This window comes from Streptomyces sp. NPDC101152 (genome assembly GCF_044768275.1).
Classification (GTDB): Bacteria; Actinomycetota; Actinomycetes; order Streptomycetales; family Streptomycetaceae; genus Streptomyces.
In genome coordinates, this window is record NZ_JBIWPO010000021.1 from 21,772 (window position 1) to 36,641 (window position 14,870).

Consider the following 14,870-nt stretch of genomic DNA (forward strand, 5'->3'; position numbering starts at 1 on the left):
AAGGAGGCCGGGACGTACGGCGTCCGTATCAGCGGAGCGGTACGTCCCGGCGCGGGGAGGTGAATCGCGTGATGGTCGGGGGCGAGCCCCGAAGGAGCGTCAGGCCTGGCCCACGAGCTCGTAGCCGGCCTCGTCGACGGCGGCGCGCACCGCCTGCTCGTCGAGCGGGGCGGTGGAGGTGACGGTGACCTCGCCGGTCTTGGCGACGGCCGTGACCGCGGTGACGCCGCCCAGCGCGGAGATCTCCGTCGAGACGGCGCCTTCGCAGTGGCCGCAGGTCATGCCGGACACCTTGTAGACGGTCGTGACGCCTGTGCCCTGGATCTGGACATCGGTCGCGGTGCCCGAGCCACAGGAGGAGCCGCCGCAGCAGGAGGTGGAGTTCGTCGTCTGATCGGTCATGGTTTCTACCTCAAGGTGTGGATGCGTGGGGTCGGTCGGGGTCGGCCGCTTCTTCAACCCGTCTCGACGATATGGACAATATACCCCCTGGGGGTATTCATCCACCCGTCATGCCGACCGCGTGGCGTCGAGACCCTCAGCCATCAGGCGGCCATCATCAGCAGCATCCCGGACATGGTCGCGCCCATGCCGATGTGTGCCGCCAAGGCCGCGTCCGGTGCGGCGCCGACCTTGCGGCGGCGGCCGCGACCGGTCCCTTCGCCCGCCCGGGCCTTGTCCCACACGGAGAGGGTCAGCGACGCCAGGAACACCACCAGCGTGTCCGGCACGGCGAGCAGCCGGCGCCCCCAGCTCCGGCGCGCGGCGAGGTTCTTGTCCGTGCCGCGTGCTCGCGCCATCACGGAGGCGGCGATCGAGAGCAGGAAGTACACGGCGAGTGTCGCGATCAGGTAGCGCCACACGGAACCCGAGTCCCCGGAGGCGCCGGCATCGGCTGCCGCGTCGCTCATGCCCGGCATGTTCATTCCGGGCATCGCCTCCATTCCCTGCATTCCCTCCATCCCCTCCATGGAGCCCATGCCGGCCATGCTGCCGGTGCTCGGGGTGCTCGGGGTGCTCGGGGTGCTCGGGGTGCTCGGGGTGCTCGCGGTGTTCTCCATGCCGGGCATGTCGGCCATGGAGGACCCGAGGGTGAGGACGGGTCCGGACGGCGTGGTCGTCATCGCAAGCGTCATGATCACCATGCCGGCGCTGCCGACGATGAGGTGGACCCAGTGGCGGCCGTGCTTCCACCCGCAGGTGCGGGTGTGCTTGACCGCCGGAGCCACACCGCCCAGGCCCAGCAGGGCGAACACCCCCGCCCACCACATGCCGTGGTCCGCGTACCAGGCGATCGTCGCGGGCAGGGTCATGAGGGCCATGCATAGACCCATGAGTAGATCGCCGCCGGCCGCGAACCGTGTCTCCGGTGGTCACCGCTCGGACCGCGCTGACGGCGGCCACCAGGGCGGCGACCGCCGCGATGGACCAACTGGGCGCCACGTTCCCCATCGTCACCTTCCCGAGCGTCCCCGTACGGCCATCAACTACTAGTGTCCTTAGTATGTTTGGTGGTCCCGGGGGTGTTCAGGAGACCGGCGACCAGGTTGCGGGCGCCGAGCTCGGTTCCCATGTACCGGTCTGCGTGGCGGGATTTTTCACTCATACGTGGCCGTAAGCTGCCGTAACATGATGATCCGCTTACGATCTGTCACATGCCGCAGGAACCCGCTGGCCGTGCGAGGGGGCGCAGGCCGGCGCTCGCCCTCCTCATGGGTCTGGTGCTGATGCTCCTGGCCCACGTGGTCGCGTGCGCTGCGCACTCGGCAGAGAGGCACTCGCACACCACGACACTGGCCGCACCAGCTGTGCACGAGCAGGTCGGAGCGGACAGCCTGCGGTCCGTGGGGGAGATGGCGTACTGCGACCTGACCCACGGAGCGGACGGGCATTCGGACCACGGCATGGCGTGCTGCGACCCGGCCGACTGGCCCGCCGACCCGCGTGTTCCCGCCGGGACCCTGCTCCTCGTGTTCACGCTCATTGCGCTGCTCTGCCTACGTGACCGCGTTACGGGCCCCGTGACGTCCGGTGCCCCGCCAGGGGGAGGGGATACGGCACCCGTGCCGATTCCCAGTGGCTCCCACTTGCTGCGTCTCGTCTGCGTCAGCCGTACCTGATCGTGCCCGCCCGGCGTAAACCACGGGCATGTCGCCACCTTCACCTGCACGGCAGACACGCGACCCCGACGTGAGCGGGGCGCGAGAGGACCTCCACATGAGCACTGCTCTGCGCAGCATCACGCCGCACGACATCACCTCCTTCCTCGCGGCACACGAACTCCCCGAACCGGCCGGAGCTCCGCGCCGTTCACCGGCCGGCATGGTCGGCAACACCCCCGTCCTCTGGATCGGGGAGCCCTTCAACCCGTCAGGCCGTGGCTTCTGGGCGAAGTTGGAGGGCGCCAATCCCGGCGGCATCAAGGACCGTCCCGCACTCCACATGGCCGCCGCCGCCCGCAAACGCGGCGATCTCGCTCCCGGTGCCCCGATCATCGAGTCCACCAGCGGCACCCTCGGTCTCGGCCTCGCCCTGGCCGGGATCACCTACGGTCATCCGGTCACCTTGGTCACCGATCCCGGTATGGAGCCGCTGATGGTGCACCAACTGCGCGCGCTCGGAGCGCATGTGGACATCGTCACCGAGCCGCATCCGGTGGGCGGCTGGCAGGAGGCCCGCTGCGGGCGCGTGCGTGAGCTGCTCGCCCGTACGCCGTCATCGTGGTGCCCTGACCAGTACAACAACCCCGACAACGTGGCGGCCTATGCGCCGCTCGCCCTGGAACTCATGGTCCAGCTCGGCCGGATCGACGTCCTGGTGGCGGCGGTCGGCACCGGAGGCCACTCGGTCGGCATCGCGCGCACCCTGCGCACCTTCAACCCGGACCTGAAGCTGGTCGGCGTCGACTCGGTGAACTCGACCGTCTTCGGCCAGCCCGCCGGCCCGCGCCTCATGCGCGGCCTCGGCAGCAGCATCCACCCTGGCAACGTCGATCACGCGGTTTTCGACGAGGTCCACTGGGTGGCTCCCGGCGAGGCGGTGTGGGCCTGCCGCGAGTTGGCGCGCGGGCACTACGCCAGCGGTGGTTGGAGCGTGGGCGCCGTCGCGCTCGTGGCCAGTTGGCTTGCCCGCACCCAGCAGGAGCGCACCCGGATCGCAGTGATCTTTCCCGACGGCGTGCACCGGTACTGGAACACCGTCTACAGCGACGCCTACTGCCGCCAGCACGACCTGCTCGGCCACTCCCCGGCCTCCGACCCGGCCGAGATCACGCACCCCGCGGAGCGCACGGTGGAGCGTTGGACCCGCTGCACGAACGTCGCCGTTCCCGAGGGAGCCGCGCGATGAAGTCCCTTGCCGCGCAGTTCCGCTCGTTCAACGGGTGCGCCCGGCTGCTGATGCTCCAGCAGTTCACCATCAACACCGCCTTCTACATGCTCATGCCCTACCTGGCCGTACATCTCGCGGACAGCCTGGGCATGGCCGCCTGGGCGGTCGGCCTGGTGCTCGGGGTGCGCAATTTCGCCCAGCAGGGCATGTTCCTCGTCGGGGGCACGCTCGCCGACCGGCTCGGCTACAAGCCCGTGATCATGACGGGGTGCGTGCTGCGGACGGTCGGCTTCGGACTGCTCGGCTTGGTGAACTCGCTGCCGGCTCTGGTCCTGGCGTCGGCGGCGACCGGCTTCGCGGGGGCGCTGTTCAACCCGGCCGTCCGTGCGTATCTCGCCCAAGAGGCAGGGGAGCGGCGTGTGGAGGCGTTCGCTGCCTTCAACGTCTTCTACCAAGCGGGGATGTTCGTCGGTCCGCTGGTCGGGCTCGCCCTGCTGACAGCCGACTTCCGGCTCATCTGTTCCGTGGCCGCACTGCTGTTCCTCGCCCTGACGGTCGTCCAGCTGCGCATGCTGCCCGCGCGCACGGGCACGTCGTCGTCCGAACCGGCCGGGGTGCTGGCGGATTGGCGGACGGTCGTCGCCAACCGTCCGTTCGTCCTCTTCGCCTTCGCCATGATCGGCTCATACGTCCTGTCCTTCCAGGTGTACCTCGCGCTGCCGTTGCAGGCGCACCGTGTCGCCCCGGACGGGGGCGACGCGGTGACGACAGCCCTGTTCGCGGTCTCCGCGGCGGTCGCCGTGGCCGGTCAGCTGAAGATCACCGACTGGGCACGGGCACGCTGGTCGTCCCAGCGCGCCATCGTGTACGGCCTCGCGCTCATGGGTGCGGCCTTTCTGCCCTTGCTCATCGACGCCGGACCGGGCACCCGGGACGCCGGCCCACTGGTCCCTGCAGAGGCGCTCGCACCGCTGTTCGTGGCGGTCGGCCTGCTGGGTCTGGGCACCGCGATGGTCTACCCCTTCGAGATGGACACGGTCGTCTCCCTCGCCGGTGGACGCCTGGTCGCCACCCACTACGGGCTGTACAACACCGTCGCCGGCCTGGGCATCACGCTGGGCAACCTGACCACCGGCGCCGTCTGGGACGCCGCCGACCGCCTGGGGCACCCAGAGCTGACCTGGTGGGTGCTCTCGGCGACGGGCGCGTTCTGCGCGGGGTGCGTCGGGCTGCTCGCGCGCTCGGGCCGCCTGGCTGCACGCCCCGAACCGGAGCTCACGACGGTGGCCCCGTGACCTGGAACACGGAGTCGTCCCAGCGGGCGGACCTGTGGCGACCCCGCTGAGCGCCAGGTGCGCCGCAGGCAAAGGCTTCGTCATGTGCAGGCGGTGGCTGAGCGGTTGGCGGCGAGAGAACGTACTAAGTACGTCAGTAGATACAGGAGACATCACAAGGGAGAACCCCGTGTCCCGGCACCGCATTGCTCTCGCCATGGCCTCGAGCGTCGCCTCCGCGCTGCTGCTGGCGGCGTGTGGCTCGTCCACCGACAACTCCGCCAACACCGGTGCCGCCGCGCCAGCAGCCTCCGCTCCCGCCGGGACTACCGCTCCCGCCGGGACCACCGCTCCGGCCGGCAGTGGAACGGCGACCGCCGGCGGCGGCATGGGCATGGTCAGCACCAGCATGCTGATGACCAAGAAGACCTCCGACGGCATGGGGACGGTCGTCACCGACGCCAAGGGCTGGACGCTCTACCGCTACGACAAGGACCGGGCGCGCCCCTCCATGTCGATGTGTGCCGATGCGTGCGCCAGGACCTGGATGCCGGTCATGGCGGACGGCAGTGTCCAGGCGATGGGCGTGCAGGCCAAGGTCGGCACCGTGACCCGTTCCGACGGGATGAAGCAGGTCACCCTCGCCGGTTGGCCGCTGTACCGCTACATGGGTGACACCAAGGCCGGTCAGATGAACGGACAGGGTAAGGGCGGTGCGTGGTACGCCGTCACGCCGAGGGGCAAGAAGACGGCCATGCCCGGCGGTTCCGGCTCGACCGGGAGCAAGTCCGGCTCGAGTAGCGGCATGTCAGGAATGCCGGGCATGTGACGGGGGCCGGTCATGCCGGGTGCCGCGACGGGCCGCACAGGACCCCATCAACATCCTGGAATCAAGGAGAAGAGATACCCCCGCCGGGTATAGTGGGCGGGTCCTGTCAGATCGAGCAGGGTACGGAAGGCGATGACGACAGCCACAGACCGGCGGGCCAGATCCCGCGGCAGTGCCGTCCGCTGCGCGCGGGCCGTCGTCATCGCCCTGCTCGCAGCACTCGCCGTACTCATCCACCACGACACGACGACCGCGGCCATGCCCGCCCGCGCCATGAGCGCGATGGCCGGCATGGACCACACCCCGGCCACCGTCGCCATGACGACGAAGGCCGCCTCCGCGGGGCACGACACGGCACTCCAGGCCACGAACACCGCCACGGACGACGACATCGGCGCCTGCTCGGGTCCCGCCATGCAGCACTGCTCAGCTGGGGACGTCACCACGGCAAAGCCGGCCCCACCGCCCGCAGCCGCGCACGTCGGCCGGTCGGACGCATCCCACGGCCTCTTCGCCGGCCATGGTCTGCCCGGCACGTCACACCGTGCGCCACCCGATCTTTCCGTCCTCTCTCGGCTGTTGATCTAGGCCGCATCCTGCGAGCCGCCGCCGCGTTCCCACCCGGACGTGAGCGGTGCTGCCCGCGCGCGGTCAGAACAACGGCACATCGAGAACAGGACTTTCCCCATGAACAGCATCGACCGCCGCTCCGTCCTGCTGGCCGGTCTCGGCATTGCAGGTACGGGCGCACTCGCCGCGTGCAGCAGCGGCTCCGGCGACTCCAGCGCCACCCCTTCCCTGGTCAGTCCCAACAGCAAGGTGGTCGCCGCCACCGACAGGAAGCGCAACAGCACCGGCAAGGTGCAGAACGTGACCCTGACCGCCGCGTCGGCCATGCTCGACCTCGGCGGCGGGGCCATGGCCAAGAGCTGGGCCTTCAGCGGCCGCACTCCCGGCAAGGAGATCCGCCTGTCGGCCGGCGACACGCTCGCCGCCGAACTCTCCAACCAGCTGCCGAACAGGACCACGACCTCCATCCACTGGCACGGCATCGCCCTGCGCGCCGACATGGACGGTGTGCCCCCGGCCACGCAGGCCGCCGTCAGGGCCGGCCGCAACTTCACCTACCGCTTCATCGCTGACGCCCCCGGCACGTACTTCTTCCACCCCCACGTCGGCGTGCAGCTCGACCGCGGCCTGTACGCCCCGCTGATCGTCGAGGATCCGAAGGAGCCGCTGTCGTACGACGAGGAGTGGGTGGTCGTCCTCGACGACTGGGTCGACGGCGTCACCGGCACCCCCGACGACGTCTTCGCCGAGCTCAAGCAGGGCATGGGCGGCATGGACATGGGGGGCATGGACATGGGCGGCTCCAGTGCGAGCCCGGGCAGTTCCTCCTCCGACGCCATGGGGGACATGGGCGGGATGGACATGAGCGGCGGGAGCATGGACGGAACGAGCGCCTCACCGTCCGCGTCTTCCCCCAGCGGTGGCATGTCGATGAAGTTCATGCTCACCGGCGCTGAGAGCAAGCTGCTCGGCGGTGACGCCGGCGACGTCAAGTACCCGTACCACTTGGTCAACGGCAGGGTCCCGGCCGACCCGGAGGTCTACACGGCCAAGCCCGGCAAGCGCGTGCGGCTGCGCATCATCAACGCAGGCGGCGACACGGCGTACCGGGTGGCGCTCGGCGGCCACAGGATGACCATCACCCACACCGACGGCTTCCCGGTTCGGCACCAGCAGGTCGACGCCCTGCTGATCGGCATGGGGGAGAGGTACGACGTCCTGGTCACCCTGGCCGACGGTGTCTTCCCGCTCGTCGCGCTGGCCGAGGGCAAGGATGCGAGTGGCATGGCCCTGGTCCGAACCGGCTCCGGCAGCGCGCCGACGCCGACCGTCCGTCCGAAGGAGCTCGACGGCATGATCATGACCGCCGCCCAGCTGAAGTCGGCCGACGACGTCCGACTGGCGACGAAAAAGACCGACCGGGTCCACCGGATCGAGCTGACCGGCGGCATGGGAAGGTACAACTGGGGCATCAACGGCAAGCGGTTCGACATGAACGACCCCACCGCGAACCCCGTCCTCGTCGAGCAGGGCGAGCGGGTCCGGCTGGACTTCGTCAACAGGACGACCATGTGGCATCCGATGCACCTGCACGGCCACACCTACCAGCTCGGCACCGGCGGCCCGCGCAAGGACACCACCATCGTGCTGCCGAAGAGGACCGTGTCCGTGTACTTCGACGCGGACAACCCCGGCCAGTGGATGCTGCACTGCCACAACGCCTACCACGGCGAGGCGGGGATGATGGCGCTGGTGGCCTACCGGGCGTGACACCGCGACGGGGAGCGGGCCTTCGCGCCTGCTCCCCCTTCTTCACGCGCCGGCCACAGAACACACGCGCGCGGACGAACCCAGGGACCGGAAAAGACGTCAATCAGCACGTCGGCCATCATCCGATCCATGGAAAGGTCCTCCGTGCCTCCATTCGCGCGCACAAGACGGTCGCGCATACTCATCGCTCTCGCGGCCGTTGCGACCGTCGCCCTGGCCGTCGTGCTGACGATCGCTCTGACGGTCACGACGTACGATCACACATCGCCGCGCGCCGCGCGGAACAAGGCATCGGGATCGGTGGCCGGACCCGTCGACTGCCGTAAGGCCAAGTGCGTGGCCCTCACCTTCGACGGTGGCCCCAGCCCGACGACCGTCAGGTTGCTGGACATCCTCAAGGAGGAGCATCTGCACGCGACGTTCTTCGTACAGGGCGAGGGGCACATCGGGAGGTATCCCGAGATACTTCGTCGCATCTCGGACGAGGGACACGAGATCGGGAACCACACCTGGACCCACAAGGTCCTGACACGGATCAACCAGGAGGAAGCGCGTCAGGAGCTGAGCCGGACGCAGAACGCCATCGAGAAGATCACTGGCACCAGGCCGGTCCTGATGCGTCCGCCTCAGGGCCGAACCAACCGTGACGTGGCCAAGGTATGCAAAGAACTGGGCCTGGCGCAGGTGTTGTGGAGCGTCACGGCCAAGGACTACGAGACGACCGACTCGGCGCTGATCACCCAGCGGGTGCTCGACCAGACGCACCGCGACGGTGTCATCCTGCTGCACGACCTGCACAAGGGGACCGTGCCCGCCGTCCCGGGGATCCTCAAGGCGCTCAAGGAGCGCGGCTACACGATCGTCACGGTGTCGCAGCTGCTGGCCCCGGCCAAGCCGCGGCCGGGGATGGTGTATCGGCCCTGAGCCGGTCAGACGCGGACGCCGAACATGAACGGTCCGCCGATGGTGTCCATCGACTCGTAACGGACGACCGCACCTGTGCGTGGCGCGTGCAGGATCTGTCCGTTGCCGGCGTAGAGACCCACGTGGTGCAGGTCGTTGAAGAAGAACACCAGGTCGCCGACCTTGAGATCGCTCGCCGAGGAGATGCGGGTGCCTATGGTGGCCTGCGCCTCGGAGGTGCGGGGTATGGTGACGCCGGCCTGCGCGTAGGCCCATGAGGTGAGGCCCGAGCAGTCGAACGAGGTGGGGCCGGAGGCGCCGTAGACGTACGGTGTGCCGAGCTTGCCCTGGGCGGCGGCGTAGGCGGCTGCGGCGCGGCCGGACGCCGTGCCGGTGTTCCCGCCGAGAACGCTGCGCTCGCTCTCACGGCTGGCGCGGTTCTCCTCGGCGGTCAGCGCGGTCTTCTCCCGCGTGGTTAGGGAGTTGAGGAGCTTCTGCGCCGCGGCCAGCTTGCCCTGGACTTCCTTCTTCTTCTGGCCGAGCTCGGTGCGGGTGGCGGCGAGGTCCTTCAGTTTCTCGGTGGCCTCGGTACGTTGCTGGGCGAGTTCACGCTGTTTCGCCTGGACCTTCTTGAGCGCCTGGACCTGCTGAGCGCTCAACTGGTCAAGTGTGGATGCCCTGTCGAGGTAGTCGTTCGGGTCGGAGGAGAGGAAGAGCTGGACGGACGGGTCGATGGAACCGGTGCGGTACTGGGAGGCGGCCGCCAGTCCGATGCTGTCGCGCAGCTCGTTGAGCTCCGCCTGGCTCCGAGCGACGTCGTCCTGGATGGTGGAGATCTCCTGCTGGAGCTTCCCCTGCTTCTCCTTGGCGCCGTCGTACTCCTCGGTGGCCTTCTCGGCCTCCTCGTAGAGTCTGTCGACCCTGGACTTGACCTCGTCCTTGTTCGGCTTGGGGCTCGGTGCGGCATTGGCGGCGTTCGCGCTCAGTGCGACGGCGGCCGCAGCAGCGGTGGTCAGCACGGTCACACGTGCGCGGCTCGGCTGCTTGGGCAGACGGTGGGACGCCACAGGGGCGAGCTCCTTCTTCCTCAGCCGCCTACCGACACGCCGGTGGCGGTGCCCTCCACCGCCACTCACCGGGTGTGAGTGGTCACCTGTGCGGAGGTCCGAACAAGACCCTGGTGACGGTCTCATGATCGGTTCATACTATACAACTAAAAAACTTAGTAGTTACGAAGGTGCCTCTGCTCGCCCAGTTGGCGAGCAGTAGGCGCCCATGACGCTGCGGGCCGACGACCGGGTGGTGTGACCTCAGGGCACCCGGACCGCGCCGGTCGGCGGGTCGGTTATGCGTCCTGCGCGCATGGAGGGCAGGTGTTCACCGCGTCTACGTGTCCGCGCGCTTTCCTGCCTGCCGCAACGCCTTGCGCAGGGCGGCGATTTCGGCGGACGACATCTGGCCGACGAAGTGCGTCAACGCCACGGGACGGTCCTCACTGGCACTGAGGGCGTCCTCCATGAGAGCGGCCGAGTATTCCTCACGGGTGCGGACCGGCTCGTACAACCAGGCGCGCCCGTCCTTCTGCTCACGCAGCAGCCAGCCCTTGCTGTGAAGGATGTTCGCCACGGTCATCACCGTCGTGTAGGCCACGGGCCGCGTCCGGTTGATGTCGTCCACTACCTCGCGCACAGTCGCCGGGCGCCTCCACCTCCACAGGCGGTCCATGATCTCCGCCTCCAGATCACCCAGCCTTCGCATGCCCGGCGTCTCCCTCTGCAGTAGGCCAATCAGAGTCATCGTAAGGGGTTGAGGAGGGCTGGCGGCGCGGCCCACGTGCTGCCGATGGCTGCCACACGCAGGGTCCGCAGCCCATCGGCCCGGGAGGCCAATCCTCGCCCCGAGCCTCCAAGCAGCGGTCGACGTGACCACCGACTCTGATGCGCTCGGCCCCTCCTGCGAGGCCACCTCGGGCAACCTGCACGGTGAACGGTGTGAGGTGGCCCGGTGCGCCGCCACGGGGGCAGCGGAGCGGCTGCGGTCACGGAGGGTGCGGCTGCAACACCGTAGGGACCGGCCAGCAATCCGGGTTCCCCGTGGCTGTCGGGTATGGCTTCTACGCGCGCGCCTGGTTCTCGGCCGAGGCTGGCAGGAGCCTCCTCACTGCCCAGCAGCCCCCGTTAGGCAGATTTCTATATGCAGATTCAAAATCTGCATTTCAAGGCGGGGGCGGTCGGCGCACCGCCTCCGGCTGCTTCTGGCGGTACTCGCGGGCGGCGGGCTCGGCAAGCACTCACGCGGTGCTGACGTGGGCGGCGGGGCCGTTCTCAGGCATCACGTTACGCAGACCTGCCCTCCCGCAGGTGGGGTGAGCGTTTCTTCAGCGTCTTCCACGGCGTCCCGGGCCAGGGCCCACCCTCACGTCCGACCGGGAAGGGGAGCCGTCATGCGGGGGCCGGAAGCGGCGGTCACAGATCGCCTATGGCTGTCTCTTCGATCATGTCTAGAGCCTGGTGAGGAGGTCGGCGTCGAGGCGGCCGCCCCTGGACGGTGGGTGGCATTCATGATCGGCTTGGGGCATGAGTTCTTTGATACGCCATGTCACCATCGACGCCGCCGACCCGTTCGTTCTTGCCCGCTTTTGGGCCCAGGCCCTGGACGGCTCGCTGGCTGATGATGACTTTCCTGGGGATCCGGAAGCCGTGGTCACGACTGCTGCTGCCACCTTGCTGTTCGTCAGGGTCGATGACCGCAAGGCGGTGAAGAACCGTGTGCATCTGGATCTCCAACCCCAGGACCGCACCCGGGACGAGGAGGTCGAGCGCCTGCTCTCGCTCGGTGCGACGCTTCAGGGGGACCACCGAAGGCCCGACGGAACCGGGTGGGTGACGCTGTATGACCCCGAGGGCAACGAATTTTGTGTGGAACGCAGCGCGGCGGAGCTAGCGAACGGTTGATCTCCTGTCTCGTTGAGGAGGTCAACGGTGACCTCCTGGAGCCCGCCGGTCACCCGGCCGTCAAGCCCTACCGCGACGCGCTCGTCAAGGACGGCATCCCGCTGGCCCAGTTCGCCGTCGCCGACGTGGAGGCGGAGCACGAGCGCCTGCACGCCCTCGGCGTCCGCTTCACCCAGGAGCCACTGGCGATGGGCCCGGTCACCACCGCCGTCTTCGACGACACCTGCGGCAACCTGATCCAGATCGCGTCACGGCCGCAGTGAGCGGATCTGGGCGGATCGGATTTCAGCTCGGCCTGGATGCGGCCCGGGTCGGAGGAGAACGGGGAAGGGCCGTTTGACCTCCCCAGGTCCAGCCCTTCCCCGTCCAGCGCCACTCGCTTACCCCGTCACGTCGGACGCATGCGCGGTTGCTGTCGTGCGCGCCACCGGGCATGTCTGTCCGAGCGCCCCTGGCCCCTGGCCTGGATGGCCGACCCCCTGAGGGGAGTTCATCAGTTGCGCAATAATGAAAGCATTGTCTGAGCGGAGCCAGGGGGAGGGCCGGACCATGCGAGGTACGTCCGCTGCGGAGCGCCTGCTGGAAGAACTGGCGCAGGGGCACCCGCCGCCTCCCTCGAACGCCCAGGTCCAGCTCACCTATCGGCCGGTGTCCGTGAACGAGCGGGCCGGATGGCCGCGGCCGGGCGCCGTCACCGCCTGGTGGACAGCCCCGGACGGCGCCACCCTCTGCCGCCTGCGCCTGTCCGGAGCCCCGGCGCCGCGCTGGGTGGTCTACGACCCCGACCGGATCGCCCTGCTCGTCGGAGACGGGACGTAACGGTCCCGGCCCGCAAGCAAGTTGCCATACGGCACAACTACGAAGTCAGCCTGGGCGATAACGCCCTCGGGGAGGAAGACCACCCATGGTGCACGGCGATGTTCAGCGACGCGAGGCGAATCTCCGGCTGGGAGCCGCCGTAGCCGAGATCGAGGGGCTCTACACGGCCCTGCTGAACACCACCTCCCCCGGGCGGCGCCGGCGGCTACGGGCCGAACTGTCGGGCGCAGCCGAGCGGCTCGCCGGGCTCGCAGCCGCTCCCGTCCGGGGGCGGGGAGCCTTGCCGGCGGCTCCGAGACGTTCCCGCAGGGAACGCCGGAAGGCACTGGCCGAACGGGGCGCCGCGTGGATCATCGCGCGCTATGGACGGAACGTCCGCTGAGGTCATGCCGCGAGGAACGTCGAGCGTGTCAGCAGGGGCCCGCTCGACGCCCCGTGACGCATCCACCCGATCAACGGACCAGTGCCGCGGCAGGCGACGTCTGCCCGGTAAGGAGCGGCGTCCGGGGCGTCCTCTATCGGCGTGCCGGACGGAATGCCCCGTTGATGGACCGGACGTACTTGGGGTTTCGGCCGGTGCGGCGAGCGGGCGTGCCGGGCGTCGCGACGGGGCGAACGGTGCCTGCCGCGGCACTAGCCACCCTGGTTGCGCGACCGCTTGGGTACCAATGCGGCGAGTACGGCGCTGGTGTCCCGCAGCGGCTCCGGAACGAACTCCACCGCCCCGGTGCCGCGGGCTCGGTCCAGTACGTGCCGCTTGGGCCACGAACCACCGAGGTCCCTGGTCAGCCCGCTTGCGCTCACCATGTCGGACAGGAACATCATGTGCGCGTCCAGCCGGTGTTCCCCGGTCTTGGCCAGGCGTAGCGCGTCGATCAACCCCTGGCGCACGGCCGCGTCCGGGTGGTACCGCTCTCGCCGCAGCAGCCCGCTGCCCGGCACGCGCCGGATCAGGCCACGCCCGACCAGTGCGCCGCGATGCCGTGGGAATGCGGTGCGACGCCGCCGTACCCACTGATGGGGTGCCACCGTCTCGCCCGCATGCGCCAGTTCGGCCAGCAGTTCGTCGGCCCATGCCAGGCCGGTGGCATCGGTGTCGAGCAACTCGATCTCGGCCCGGTGCGGGCGATACGCGTCCAGGCCGAACACCCTGGCCTTGCGCGTGCGGACCGTCAGCCTGCCGCGGAGCGCGAGCTCGCCGAGTTCGGCCACCGCACAGCCGACTTCGGCCTGGCCGGAGTCGATCACCTTTCCGGTCTCGGTGAGCGAGAGCAGGGCGAATTCCTCGGGCAGCGTCAACGGACCGGCCATGGACTCATCCTGCACGGTGACGGCAGCCGAAACGGCAGCTCTGATCTACCAGGCTCGCCCAGATGCGTCCCAAGCACCGCGCTGCGGCATGGCGCAGTGACGTCCCGTCACCCTCCAGGCTCAACGGACCGACCACGTCAGCACCGTTGTCACCAGGAACAGGGCGAGGGCCGCAAGCCAGACCACCAGGGGTGTCGGCCCTGAGGGCGTGGTCGGTGCCCGCTCCTCTTCCTCGTGGGACAAGAGCGCGTCCGCGAACGCCCGTGCTGTGTGCGGTCGGTTCTCGGGTTCCACGGACAGCGCGGCACGAAGAAGAGTGTCGACGGCTTTCGGGACGCCCAGTTCTGCGGGAATCGCCGGCGGCGATGACGGCGGTGCCTGCTCCGTCGCCAGGGTTGCGCGGCCGCCCGGGCCGAACGGCTTGCGCCCGGTCAGCAGTTCGTAGGTGACGACACCGAGGGCGTACACGTCGGCTCGACCGTCGAACCCGCCGGTCTGCAGGGCCTGTTCGGGCGCCATGTACGCGGGCGTGCCCGTGGTCACGGTCAGTCCCGACGCGTCAGCCAGTCGCTTCGCGCTGCCGAGATCCGCGACGAGCACGGCAGGGGGCGTACGGCCGACGTCGAGCAGGAGGTTGGACGGCTTGACGTCACGGTGGACGACGCCCGCGTCATGGAGGACCTGGACGGCGTATCCGGCCTCGGCCGCCAGACGGAGTGCCTCCGCGGGCCGGCAGTGCCCGACCTGTTCGGCCAGCGTGCCGCCTCGGACGTAGTCCATGACGAAGAAGGGGCGATCGTCCTGGACACCCACGTCGTGGACGCGTACGACACGGGGGCTGGAGATCTTTCGGAGCAGCCTCGCTTCCGCCAGGAACCGCTGTCGTACGTCGGCGTTCGCGGCCCAGTTGTCGGCCAGCACCTTGACCGCGACGTCCGTGTCGAGTTCGGGATCGTATGCTCTCCAGACGGTCGCGAACGAACCGGCTCCCAGCCTGTCCTCGAGGAGGTAACGACCAAGCTTCCGCATGCGGCGACATTCTGCCCGAGGCGCCGGTGCCGGGAACTGCGGGGCCGCCAGGTGGAGTCCAGGCCAGTGGAGTCCGAGGTC

General features: G+C 69.2%; 15 protein-coding genes and 1 pseudogene. 10 read left to right on the top strand and 6 right to left on the bottom strand.

Going from position 1 to position 14,870, the window contains the following annotated elements; genetic code table 11:
* Nucleotides 1–99: 99 nt before the first annotated feature.
* Both ACIRVK_RS25250 and ACIRVK_RS25255 read right to left on the bottom strand, forming a co-directional pair.
* Nucleotides 100–402, bottom strand: coding sequence for a heavy-metal-associated domain-containing protein (locus ACIRVK_RS25250; protein ID WP_404250712.1), 303 nt, complete (start codon nt 400–402; stop codon nt 100–102).
* A gap of 143 nt (nt 403–545) precedes the next feature.
* On the bottom strand, nt 546–1,322 hold the full coding sequence (locus ACIRVK_RS25255; RefSeq protein ID WP_404250714.1) for a DUF5134 domain-containing protein: 777 nt from the start codon (nt 1,320–1,322) through the stop codon (nt 546–548).
* Between the two features lie 895 nt (nt 1,323–2,217).
* Between ACIRVK_RS25255 and ACIRVK_RS25260 the strand changes: the two genes are divergently transcribed.
* The 6 genes from ACIRVK_RS25260 (at nt 2,218) to ACIRVK_RS25285 (ending at nt 8,697) form a co-directional block, all read left to right on the top strand.
* Nucleotides 2,218–3,348: a PLP-dependent cysteine synthase family protein gene (locus ACIRVK_RS25260; RefSeq protein ID WP_404250715.1), complete on the top strand. Its 1,131-nt coding sequence runs from the start codon at nt 2,218–2,220 to the stop codon at nt 3,346–3,348.
* The gene (locus tag ACIRVK_RS25265; RefSeq protein WP_404250717.1) at nt 3,345–4,625 is read left to right on the top strand and encodes an MDR family MFS transporter; all 1,281 of its coding nucleotides are present in this window, start codon (nt 3,345–3,347) and stop codon (nt 4,623–4,625) included. Before ACIRVK_RS25260 ends, ACIRVK_RS25265 begins: the two co-directional genes overlap by 4 nt.
* Before the next feature lie 169 nt (nt 4,626–4,794).
* Nucleotides 4,795–5,433, top strand: coding sequence for a hypothetical protein (locus ACIRVK_RS25270; RefSeq protein ID WP_404250719.1), 639 nt, complete (start codon nt 4,795–4,797; stop codon nt 5,431–5,433).
* A 132-nt stretch (nt 5,434–5,565) separates the two neighbouring features.
* Nucleotides 5,566–6,021: a hypothetical protein gene (locus ACIRVK_RS25275; protein ID WP_404250721.1), complete on the top strand. Its 456-nt coding sequence runs from the start codon at nt 5,566–5,568 to the stop codon at nt 6,019–6,021.
* A gap of 99 nt (nt 6,022–6,120) precedes the next feature.
* On the top strand, nt 6,121–7,773 hold the full coding sequence (locus tag ACIRVK_RS25280) for a multicopper oxidase family protein (RefSeq protein WP_404250723.1): 1,653 nt from the start codon (nt 6,121–6,123) through the stop codon (nt 7,771–7,773).
* 129 nt (nt 7,774–7,902) lie between these two features.
* Nucleotides 7,903–8,697 carry a polysaccharide deacetylase family protein gene (locus ACIRVK_RS25285; protein ID WP_404250725.1) on the top strand — a complete coding sequence of 265 codons (795 nt, stop codon included), beginning with the start codon at nt 7,903–7,905 and terminating at the stop codon, nt 8,695–8,697.
* A 5-nt stretch (nt 8,698–8,702) separates the two neighbouring features.
* Here ACIRVK_RS25285 and ACIRVK_RS25290 read toward each other — a convergent pair whose 3' ends face one another.
* Together ACIRVK_RS25290 and ACIRVK_RS25295 are read right to left on the bottom strand one after the other, a co-directional pair.
* A complete protein-coding gene (locus ACIRVK_RS25290) occupies nt 8,703–9,743 on the bottom strand; it encodes an NlpC/P60 family protein (protein ID WP_404250727.1) in 1,041 nt (346 codons plus the stop codon).
* 319 nt (nt 9,744–10,062) lie between these two features.
* Nucleotides 10,063–10,434, bottom strand: a complete 372-nt coding sequence (locus tag ACIRVK_RS25295) for a BlaI/MecI/CopY family transcriptional regulator (RefSeq protein ID WP_404250729.1) — start codon at nt 10,432–10,434, stop codon at nt 10,063–10,065.
* 818 nt (nt 10,435–11,252) lie between these two features.
* Between ACIRVK_RS25295 and ACIRVK_RS25300 the strand changes: the two genes are divergently transcribed.
* From ACIRVK_RS25300 to ACIRVK_RS25315, 4 genes and pseudogenes are all read left to right on the top strand, one after another.
* Nucleotides 11,253–11,630: a VOC family protein gene (locus ACIRVK_RS25300; protein WP_404250730.1), complete on the top strand. Its 378-nt coding sequence runs from the start codon at nt 11,253–11,255 to the stop codon at nt 11,628–11,630.
* Nucleotides 11,631–11,662: 32 nt separating this feature from the next.
* Nucleotides 11,663–11,893, top strand: a pseudogene (locus ACIRVK_RS25305) (VOC family protein); the annotation flags it as partial.
* A 286-nt stretch (nt 11,894–12,179) separates the two neighbouring features.
* Nucleotides 12,180–12,449 carry a hypothetical protein gene (locus ACIRVK_RS25310; protein ID WP_404250732.1) on the top strand — a complete coding sequence of 90 codons (270 nt, stop codon included), beginning with the start codon at nt 12,180–12,182 and terminating at the stop codon, nt 12,447–12,449.
* An 85-nt stretch (nt 12,450–12,534) separates the two neighbouring features.
* A complete protein-coding gene (locus ACIRVK_RS25315; protein ID WP_404250734.1) occupies nt 12,535–12,831 on the top strand; it encodes a hypothetical protein in 297 nt (98 codons plus the stop codon).
* A 251-nt stretch (nt 12,832–13,082) separates the two neighbouring features.
* Here the strand turns inward: ACIRVK_RS25315 and ACIRVK_RS25320 are convergent, their stop codons facing one another.
* Together ACIRVK_RS25320 and ACIRVK_RS25325 are read right to left on the bottom strand one after the other, a co-directional pair.
* Nucleotides 13,083–13,760 carry a GPP34 family phosphoprotein gene (locus ACIRVK_RS25320; protein WP_404250736.1) on the bottom strand — a complete coding sequence of 226 codons (678 nt, stop codon included), beginning with the start codon at nt 13,758–13,760 and terminating at the stop codon, nt 13,083–13,085.
* Between the two features lie 120 nt (nt 13,761–13,880).
* Entirely contained in the window at nt 13,881–14,789 is a 909-nt protein-coding gene (locus ACIRVK_RS25325) for a serine/threonine-protein kinase (RefSeq protein WP_404250738.1), read from the bottom strand.
* Between the last annotated feature and the right edge of the window lie 81 nt (nt 14,790–14,870).